This is a genomic window from Aquibium pacificum (assembly GCF_040839445.1).
GTDB classification, from domain to species: Bacteria; Pseudomonadota; Alphaproteobacteria; order Rhizobiales; family Rhizobiaceae; genus Aquibium; species Aquibium pacificus.
Map to the genome: position 1 here is coordinate 118,564 of NZ_JBDPGJ010000011.1, position 6,201 is coordinate 124,764.

The window sequence follows — 6,201 nt, forward strand, 5'->3', positions numbered from 1 at the left end:
CAAGCATGACTATTCTCTACGCAGGCCTGGATGTGTCGCTCGAGTTGACCAACGTATGCATCGTCGACGAAGACGGCCGCCTGGTGCACGAGTCGCGGGTCGGATCTGACCCGGAGGCGATCGCCGCCGAGTTAAACGGATCTGGGATCGCTTCGTCCGTGTCGGTTTCGAGGCGGGACCGCTTTCGCAGTGGAAGTTCTTCGGTCTGAAGCGGGCCGGGCTGCCGGCGGTTTGCATCGAGGCCAGGCATGCCAAGGCGGCCATGGTCGCGATGAACCGCAACAAGAACGACCGCAACGATGCGCGGTCGATCGCGCATCTGATCCGCTCAGGCTGGTTCAAGGCGGTGCATGTGAAGTCGGTGGTCAGCCAGGAACTGCGCTCGCTACTGGTGGCGAGGGAGTTCTTCGTCAACAAGCTGCGTGACCACGAGAACGAGATCCGCGGTCTGCTGCGACCCTTCGGGCTTAAAGTCGGACGGGTCAGCGCCAGCGGCTTCGATGCTCGCGTCCGTGATCTTGTCGACGGTAACTCGCAGCTCGAGCTTTGCATCGGCGCCTTGCTCGACGGCCGAGCGGCGATGATGGCGCGGCTGTCGGTGCTGCATCGGGAGCTGCTCAGGGTGACGGCCAATGACGAGCTGTGCCGGCGCTTCATGACGATTCCAGGCGTGGGTCCGGTGACGGCGCTGGCCTTCAAGACGGCAATCGACGATCCAGCTCAATTCCGACGATCAAACGATGTCGGCGCTCACCTTGGCCTCACGCCGCGACAGTACCAGTCCGGAGAGACCGACGTTCGAGGCCGCATCAGCCGCTCAGGGGATGCGTTCACGCGGACCGCCCTGTTCACCGCGGCGCACGTCATGCTGACCCGATCGTGTCAATGGACGTCGATCAAAGCGTGGGGCGTGAGGATCGCCAAGCGCAGCACGCTGAAGAAGCCGTTTAGCATGGTCCGCCTCACCTTCGACCCCCATCCTGCGGCGCGCACATGCCGACCGCGAACAGAAGCATGACCCCAGACGGACCGCAGATCGACACGAGCGGATATCCGAGGAGCTTGACACCGAAGCCCCTACTACAGAAGCAGTTCGTCGCGCAGTCGACCGTTGAAGCTTTCGATGAAGCCATTCTGCATCGGCTTTCCCGGCGCGATGTAGTGTCACTCGACGCGGTTCTGATCGGCCCAGGCGAGGATGGCGTTCGAGGTGAACTCGCTGCCATTGTCGCTGACGATCATGCTCGGCCGGCCGCGATCGGCGACGAGCCTGTCCAGCTCGCGGGCGACCCGCATCCCCGACAGCGACGTATCGGCCACCAGCGCCAGGCATTCGCGCGTGCAGTCGTCGACGATCGCCAGGATGCGGAAGCGGCGCCCGTCGTTGAGTTGGTCCGACACGAAGTCGAGCGACCAGCGCTCGTCGGGGCGCAGCGGCACCAGCATCGGCGCCCTGGTCCCGATCGCACGCTTGCGGCCGCCACGCCGGCGAACCGAAAGCTTCTCCTCCTGGTAGAGCCGGAACAGCTTCTTGTGATTCACGACGAGGCCTTCGCGCCTCAGCATCACGACGAGGCGCCGGTAGCCGAACCGGCGACGCTCCTGCGCGATCGCCTTCATCCGCTCGCGAACCTCGCCGTCGTCGCGACGGCTGGTCTCGTAGCGAACCGTCATGCGGCAGCAGCCGATGGCTTTACACGCCCGCCGTTCGCTCATCCCGAAGGCATCCTTCAGGCGAGCGACAGCTTTCCGCTTGGCCGCGGGCGTCACCATTAATGGGATGGTCCGCCCCGTCCTCCCGCAGCATCATCTGAGCGGTCACACCAAAGGAGGTTGCAATGTCCACACGCAATGCGCCGCGTCCTGCGGCAGTTTATGGAATCGATATCGGGAAGAACGTCTTTCACGTCGTCGGCCTGGACAGCGGCGGCGAGCCCGTCCGGCGAGTTCGCTTCCGGCGCGATACGCTGGTGCAGTTCTTTGAGCGCGCGGCGCCAGCGATCGTCGGTATGGAATCGTGCGCCGGATCGCAATGGGTCGCCAGGAGGCTGCAAGCGCTGGGGCACAAGGTACGCCTGATCCCGCCGCAGTTCGTAAAGCCCTACGTGAAGTCGAACAAGAGCGACATTATCGATGCCGAGGCCATCGCTGAAGCGGCCACTCGGCCCACAATGCGCTTCGCTGCGATGAAGAGTGAGGAACAGGCCGACCTCCAGGCGCTGCATCGGGTGCGCGATCAGATGATCGGAACTCGAACTCGTCTGATCAATCAGATGCGAGCATTCTGCCTGGAGTACGGCATTGCATTGAGACAGGGAGCTGGCCTGTTCAAGCTCGACCTGCCGCTGGTTCTCGACGATGCATCGAACGACCTCTCGCCGGCGATGCGCAGACTTCTCGGAGACTTGTTTTCCGACCTGCGGCGGCTGGAGCAGCGCATCGACCAGGTAACGAGAGAGATCGCTGCGATTGCGGACCGAGAAGATGTCGCCCGTCGGCTCATGACGATCCCCGGAATCGGGGCACTGGGCGCCACCGTCATTCTTGCGGCCGTTGGCAACGGACGCCAGTTCCAGAAGGCTCGCGATCTGGCTGCATGGCTGGGCCTTGTTCCGCGGGAGCACTCCACCGGAGGTAAGCAGAAGCTCCTCGGCATCAGCAAACGCGGGAACCGCTACGTCCGCAAACTCCTCGTTCATGGCGCGCGATCCTGCTTCCGACATCTGGATCGAACTCGCGATCGTCTTGGAAGCTGGCTTGACGGGCTGCAAAGCCGAATGCATCCGAACAAGGCTGTTGTCGCACTCGCCGCCAAGATGGCGCGCATCGTGTGGGTTATCCTGAACAAGCCAGGAGCGCTCTACGAACGCAGGGATCCTGCCTTCGCCTGAAGCTTCCGGCTCGATTGCAAGGCTCGGGAATAGCGATGACGAAACAGTGGATCAGCATGCCGTAAGCCCTGTGCAAAAAAGCGGGCTTAGTGCCCGAACCATTTATTGGGAACGGCGTGCGCGGATCTCATCATGGCCTGGCTGCAACAGCAGTCCACTCGCGAGAGGCCGGATACATTTATGCAACTGGAATCGTCGTTGGCGATGTCGCGAACCCTTGCACGGACGGGGCGGACCATACATTCTTTCCCACGAGATCCTTCAGCGCCGCGTTGTCGAGCATGGCGTCGGCCAGCAGACGCTTCAGACGCGTGTTCGTTCCGCCGGGAAATCGATCCACTGGATCGATTTCCTATCCGGCTCCAACCTCCAGCGCCCTCAGCCGGCGCGCCTCCGAAACGTCCATACCGCCAAAGCGGGCCTTCCAGTTGTAGATCGAAGCGTCGCTGACGCCGTGCTTGCGGCACAGGTCGGCGACCGAAACCCCGGCCTCGTGTTCCTTCAGCATTCCGATGATCTGCTTCTGTATTCGGTGTCCTCCAGTCAAGGCGTGACGTTCGATGCAAGTTCTTTGCTTCTGTTCGCGGTCGGCACGCAGCCGCCGGCATGATGGTGTTCGTGGGTCCGTTCGGTTCAAAGCTCTTCAGCGTGCTCGGAGGCCAGCAACGACAGATCATGCGAACTCGCTCGGACCGCGCCCTGCATCGAGCGCTCGCTTATCCGTGAACGGGCATGCCTATGCGGCCGTCCATCGGAAGTCTTGTTCGTCTACCCACATGCGGTGAAGTGTGACCGCCATCCTTCGAGCGAGCGCTACTTTGGCGCGTCGAACACCCTGACGATCGGCAATCTTCATGGCCCAGGCCTTCATGCTCGACCAGCGGGTGGTTGGGCGCAGAATGGCGTTGGCCGCCTCGAACAATGCGGTTCTGGTGTCGCCGTCGCCGACCTTCGTGATGCGACCGACCCGGTCGACTTCTCCGGACTGGTATCGTCGCGGAGTGAGGCCGAGATAGGCTCCAACGGATCTGGATCGTCGGAAGCGCTCAGGGTCATCGATCGTCGCCCTATATGTGAGCGCCGTCACAGGCCCAATGCCGGGCATGGTCATGAGGCGTCGGCAGACTGGATCTGCGCGAACTGCCCTGAGAACGAGGCGGTGCAGATCGGCCAGATTCTCGCGCAGGCTTTTGTGTAGTCGCAAGAGAGGCTCAAAGACCGACAGCAACAGCCTGTCTGTTCCAACCAAATGGCGAACCCTGGCCTCGAAGCGCACGCGCGTCACCGCGCCGATCTTGAGACTCAACGGCCGCAGTAGCCCGCGAATGACCTGCTCGTTGCCGGTCAACGCTCGCACGGCCGCCTTCCGCGCCGCCGTCAGGGTACGCAGCCGCTGCCCGGCCGCAGACTTCAGATGGACGGTCTTGAACCAACCCGTCCGGACAATCTGCGCGATGCCGTGCGCGTCGTTCCGGTCCGTCTTGACCGTCATCGCGCTCAGCGCCGCTTTGACATGCCGGCTCTCCAGGCAAACGACGGGGAAGCCCTCATCAACAAGATGCCCGCCAATCCATTCCGACGTCGCACCGGCCTCCAGCCCAACGCGAGCAAGACCATCCCGCCATCGGTCAAGAGCAGCCTTCACGGCCTCGGGTTCGCCGAGCACCTTACCCTGCCACAGCATCTCACCCGTCTCTCCAACGACGCAAATGGATACCGCGTCGAGAGAGACATCCAGTCCTGCATACACGCCCATGCCGATCTCCTCTTGCCAGGTCGGCTCAGAGCATCAGGCGAACACCGTCTTCCCGGAAGGGGTCAGGCACTCGGCGACTTGAACCGAATACCCCATCTCTTCAGAGAAGCGGCTGCGCTTCATGTCCTGGTCCTCTCAATGGGCCAGAACAAACTTCAATCCGGATTAAAGCGAGGGGGCAACGTCATGGGACGTCGACGAGCGCTATGTTGGGTAGAGCGAAGCCGGTGATCCGCTGGAGAAGTTGGAGGCCTTTAAGAACCTCGCAGAATCGGGTGTCTTCTGATTCTATGCCTGTGGTGGCGGGGAGGATTGAACGAGATGTGCGGCCAGCCGGGTTTCTTCGACATTGATGAGCGCCTGAAGCGTCTGAGCGACCTCGGCGACCAACTCGAAGCCTTCGGCCGGGCCGTCGATTTCTAGATCTTCCGGACCGATCTGGTCAGAGCGCTCGCCTAATCGGAGGGTTCTCACGGCGGGCGGCCGCCCTTCGATCCGGTGATGATGTTCGAGGTGCTCGTCATCCAGGCCGCCAACAGCCTGTCCGACGAGCGTGCCGAGTTCGTGATCAGCGACCGGCTGCCCTTCGTGCGCCGCCTGGTGGGGTATGGCCGGTTTGTCGGCACGGATGCGACGGCGGCCCTTGAACGCCTCTACGCGGTGGTGCGGCTTAACGGCAATCTGTTCCAGCCGTCATTCAAGCTGCAGGAGAAGACACGCATCGGGGCCCGAGTGATCAAGCGCTATCATCCGCCCATTCCACCCGCGGCTCGTGTCCTTGCTCATCCAAATGTGGCCGAGGCCGATAAAGAGCGGCTACGGGCCTTGCTGGAGATAACCGACCCGGTGCTGCTGTTTGCCGGAATCCGCGCTGCACAGGAAGAGCTTGGAAAGCGGGTCGATCGTCGTGGCCTGAATGCGAAAATCGAGGAGCCATTGGCTATCGATCTCCAGAGCTTCGCTGCGAACTTGAAATCAGCCTGGAAGAACGGCGAGACACGGCCAACGCATCGGCGGCCATATCGGCGGACCAAACCCTGGCCGAAAAGACCCAGCATGTACGCGCCCTTCGAGGCGCGGATCAAGGAATGGCTGAAGGAAGACCCAGCCCTCTCGGCAGCCGCCGTGCTGCAACGGCTGAAGGCAATTGATCCAGCTCTCTTCGAAGCAAAGAACATCAGAATGGTGCAACGGCTGGTCGCGACCATCGAAGAGAAGGTGCCGCTCCTGGTCGAAGCCCGAGGGGTGGTTGGCAGGTTCCAGGCCATGGTGCGCAAGAAGACCTTGGCCGATCTCGAGCCTTGGCTCGAGCATGCACGCTCCAGCCTCATCGCGTCGTTCGCCGCCGGCGTGCTGAAGGATCGCGAAGCTGTCAGTGCTGCAATCAGCCTGCCGTGGTCGAATGGCCAGACGGAGGGTCAGATCACCAAGCTGGACACCCGCAAGAACCTCGCGCGGTCTCGGATTTCGTGATTCACTTGCCCTGTCGTGATTTGGAGGCAGGGCAATGGAACAGCGGTCTCTCTTTGGTCTCTCCGAGCATCTGGAGCGTCT

General features: G+C 62.2%; 4 protein-coding genes and 3 pseudogenes. 4 read left to right on the top strand and 3 right to left on the bottom strand.

Going from position 1 to position 6,201, the window contains the following annotated elements:
- Positions 1 to 5 precede the first annotated feature (5 nt).
- Entirely contained in the window at positions 6 to 209 is a 204-nt protein-coding gene (locus ABGN05_RS29395) for a hypothetical protein (protein WP_367957595.1), read from the top strand.
- On the top strand, positions 206 to 1,018 hold the full coding sequence (locus tag ABGN05_RS29400) for an IS110 family RNA-guided transposase (RefSeq protein WP_367957606.1): 813 nt from the start codon (positions 206 to 208) through the stop codon (positions 1,016 to 1,018). Before ABGN05_RS29395 ends, ABGN05_RS29400 begins: the two co-directional genes overlap by 4 nt.
- Positions 1,019 to 1,086: 68 nt before the next feature.
- Here the strand turns inward: ABGN05_RS29400 and ABGN05_RS29405 are convergent.
- Positions 1,087 to 1,773: pseudogene (locus ABGN05_RS29405) on the bottom strand (IS3 family transposase); the annotation flags it as partial.
- A gap of 65 nt (positions 1,774 to 1,838) precedes the next feature.
- On the opposite strand from ABGN05_RS29405, the gene ABGN05_RS29410 reads away from it, so the two are divergent.
- The gene (locus ABGN05_RS29410) at positions 1,839 to 2,891 is read left to right on the top strand and encodes an IS110 family RNA-guided transposase (RefSeq protein ID WP_367957596.1); all 1,053 of its coding nucleotides are present in this window, start codon (positions 1,839 to 1,841) and stop codon (positions 2,889 to 2,891) included.
- A 238-nt stretch (positions 2,892 to 3,129) separates the two neighbouring features.
- Here ABGN05_RS29410 and ABGN05_RS29415 read toward each other — a convergent pair.
- Positions 3,130 to 3,438 (bottom strand): annotated as a pseudogene (locus tag ABGN05_RS29415) (transposase); the annotation flags it as partial.
- 189 nt (positions 3,439 to 3,627) lie between these two features.
- Positions 3,628 to 4,647: an IS110 family RNA-guided transposase gene (locus tag ABGN05_RS29420; protein ID WP_367957597.1), complete on the bottom strand. Its 1,020-nt coding sequence runs from the start codon at positions 4,645 to 4,647 to the stop codon at positions 3,628 to 3,630.
- 483 nt (positions 4,648 to 5,130) lie between these two features.
- Between ABGN05_RS29420 and ABGN05_RS29425 the strand changes: the two are divergent.
- Positions 5,131 to 6,120 (top strand): annotated as a pseudogene (locus ABGN05_RS29425) (transposase family protein); the annotation flags it as partial.
- Positions 6,121 to 6,201 lie beyond the last annotated feature (81 nt).